The 2,730-nt window shown below is 65.6% G+C and carries 3 protein-coding genes and 1 pseudogene; 3 read left to right on the top strand and 1 reads right to left on the bottom strand.

The features are described from left to right. A partial coding sequence (locus EN991_RS31100) for a TetR family transcriptional regulator (RefSeq protein WP_127370187.1) occupies positions 1–174 on the bottom strand: 174 nt, incomplete at its 3' end. Between the two features lie 459 nt (positions 175–633). On the opposite strand from EN991_RS31100, the gene argJ reads away from it, so the two are divergent. The 3 genes and pseudogenes from argJ to EN991_RS41840 all read left to right on the top strand — a co-directional run. Next, the gene (gene argJ, locus EN991_RS31095) at positions 634–1,875 is read left to right on the top strand and encodes a bifunctional glutamate N-acetyltransferase/amino-acid acetyltransferase ArgJ (protein ID WP_127370186.1); all 1,242 of its coding nucleotides are present in this window, start codon (positions 634–636) and stop codon (positions 1,873–1,875) included. A 29-nt stretch (positions 1,876–1,904) separates the two neighbouring features. Further along, a complete protein-coding gene (locus EN991_RS31090; protein WP_032899301.1) occupies positions 1,905–2,657 on the top strand; it encodes a GNAT family N-acetyltransferase in 753 nt (250 codons plus the stop codon). Then, positions 2,650–2,730: pseudogene (locus tag EN991_RS41840) on the top strand (8-oxo-dGTP diphosphatase MutT); the annotation flags it as partial. The gene EN991_RS31090 and the pseudogene EN991_RS41840, both read left to right, overlap by 8 nt.

The following is a 2,730-nucleotide window of genomic DNA, read 5'->3' as shown; positions in this document are numbered from 1 at the left end:
GCGATAGATGGTGGGTTTGCCGGCGCGGGCCCGCCGCGCCACCGCCTCGATCGAGAAACCGGCATAACCGGCTTCGACCAGCACGGTCTCGGCGGCTTGGAGAATGGCCTCGGCGCTGTCGGGATTGCGCCGCGCACCGATCGATCTGCGCGCCGGATCGGCGTCCTCGGCCATCTCTGTCGTCCTCGCCAAACACTTCGCCGGCAATATAGGTGACCCGACGCTCAAACGAAACGGCGCGTTTTGAAGCTTCTGGAGGCTGGCAAGGTCGGGGCAGGGGTTGGTCGTTTTTCTGGAATCTTACCGGCGTCTCGGTTGGTGAGCCCCCAAAAGCAAAACCCGCCGGAGGCGGGTCACTGGCGCAAATCAGCACCATGGACGAAAATGTAGCATAGCTGCTCTCACCCTGTCAAGAATAAATTCCTACTAACATGAACGCGGCCGGCGCAAACTGGCTGACACCGCCGGACCGGCCGTCGGACGATGTCTACTGCATGGCTTGCGACGTCTCGGAGCCCTGCTCCCAGGGGCGAGTTCGAGCTCCCGGACAAGAGCGACGAAAACGCCCTTGCGCCGGCGCGGTCTATCGGGCAAACCGGCCTTCCCTTGCGATTTTTCCCGCCCGAGGCCTCCATGTCCACGACGATTTCGCCGCTTGCGCCGAAGAAATACCCGAAAATGCCAGAAATCGAGGGGGTGCGCATCGCCACCGCCGAGGCAGGGATAAAGTACAAGGGCCGCACCGATCTTTTGACCATGGTCTTCGATGAAGGCACTGCGGTCGCCGGCGTGTTCACGAAATCGAAATGCCCCTCGGCGCCGGTCGATTTCTGCCGGCAGAATCTCGGCGCGGGCAAGGCGCGGGTGCTGGTCGTCAATTCCGGCAACGCCAACGCCTTCACCGGCAAGAAGGGCCGCGAGTCGACCGCACTGACCGGCGAGGCGGCGGCGAAGGCGGCCGGCTGCACGGCAGCGGAGGTTTTCATGGCCTCGACCGGCGTCATCGGCGAGCCGCTCGACACCAGCAAATTCAGCCATCTGCTCGCGGGGCTGGTCAGCAAGGGCAAGCCCGAGCTGTGGACCGAAGCGGCAAAGGCGATCATGACCACGGATACCTATCCGAAAGTGGCGACCGCGACCGTCAAGCTCGGCGACACCGATGTCACCATCAACGGCATTTCCAAGGGCGCCGGCATGATCGCGCCCGACATGGCGACGATGCTCTCCTTCATCGCCACCGACGCGCCGATCGCCGCCCCTGTCCTGCAGGATCTGTTGTCGCGCGGCACGGCCAAGACTTTCAACGCGGTCACCGTCGACAGCGACACCTCGACCAGCGACACGCTGCTGATCTTCGCCACCGGCAAGGCCGCCAGGCGCGGCGCGCCGGCGATAACCGATCCCAAGGATGCCCGTCTCGGCACGTTCCGCCGGGCGCTCGGCAAGGTGCTGAAATCGCTGGCGCTGCAGGTGGTGCGCGACGGCGAAGGCGCCCGCAAGCAGGTCGAAGTCACCGTCACCGGCGCCAAATCGGCGCGCTCGGCCAAGCGCATCGCGCTGTCGATCGCCAATTCGCCGCTGGTCAAGACGGCAGTCGCCGGCGAGGACGCCAATTGGGGCCGCGTCGTCATGGCCGTCGGCAAGGCCGGCGAACCCGCCGATCGCGACCGGCTGTCGATCTGGTTCGGCGACAACAGGCTGGCGCATGAAGGCGAGCGCGACCCCGGCTATTCCGAGGCCGCGACGTCGGCCTACATGAAGCGCGACGATATCCGCATCCGCGCCGATATCGGCATCGGCCGCGGCAAGGCGACGGTGTGGACCTGCGACCTCACCAAGGAATATGTCGCCATCAATGGCGATTACCGGAGCTGACGGTTTTGAGCTCCAGGCATCCGGCAAGCATGCTCGCGATCGTTCGCCGTTACGAGGCGGCCGGCTTTCGCGCCTGGCCGGCGGCCGCCGTCCACTATGACGGCACCTGGGTGGTGCGGCTGACCGCCGGCCATCCGGCCAAGCGGCTGAACTCGGTCAATCCGCTCGATCCCGGCGACATCCAGCACATTGCCGACCGTATCGGCCGGGCCAGCCGCCGTTTCGATGCCTATGGCAGGCCGCTGACATTCCGCATGTCGCCGTTGTCGGGTCCCGATCTTGCTGGCCATCTCGACCGTGAGGGATGGAGCCGGTTCGACGAGTCGCTGGTCATGCGGCTGCCGCTGGCCGATGCGCAACTCGACGCTGCCATGGACCAGATCCCGCTGAAAGACATCAGCCGCTTCATCGGCGCGTCGCTCAAGGTCAGCGGTTCGGATGTTTCGCTGCGCCCCGGCCTGTCGGAGATCATCGGCGCCATCCAGCCCGAAGCCGGGCTGTTCGCGCTCGAAGATGGATCAGAAGCGCTGGCGACGCTGATCTGCGTGCATGACGGCGATCTCGCCGGCCTGTTCGAAGTCGCCACCGACAAGTCGGCACGCAACAGGGGCCACGGCCGCAACCTGATCCTGTCGGCACTGAAATGGGCACGGCTGCGGGGCGCACGGGAAGCCTGGCTGCAAGTCGAGGCCAACAATGTGCCGGCACTGGCGCTCTACCATTCGCTCGGCTTCGAGGAAGTCTATCGCTACCACTACCGCCGGCCGCCGGGTCATGAATGATGTCGTGATTGCCGGCAAGCGCCTGCTGCTGGTCGCCGCCTGCGCGCTGGTCGATGCCGACGGCCGGGTGCTG

The sequence above is a fragment of the Mesorhizobium sp. M7A.F.Ca.US.005.03.2.1 genome, assembly GCF_003997795.1.
GTDB classification, from domain to species: Bacteria; Pseudomonadota; Alphaproteobacteria; order Rhizobiales; family Rhizobiaceae; genus Mesorhizobium; species Mesorhizobium ciceri.
Note: the sequence above shows the minus strand (reverse complement) of the source record. Positions and strands in the feature narration are given on the sequence as shown.

Bases quoted from the DNA above. Each gene is read 5' to 3' on its own strand.
- argJ (WP_127370186.1), top strand. From the start codon at position 634: ATGTCCACGACGATTTCGCCGCTTGCGCCGAAGAAATACCCGAAAATG.
- EN991_RS31090 (WP_032899301.1), top strand. From the start codon at position 1,905: ATGCTCGCGATCGTTCGCCGTTACGAGGCGGCCGGCTTTCGCGCCTGG.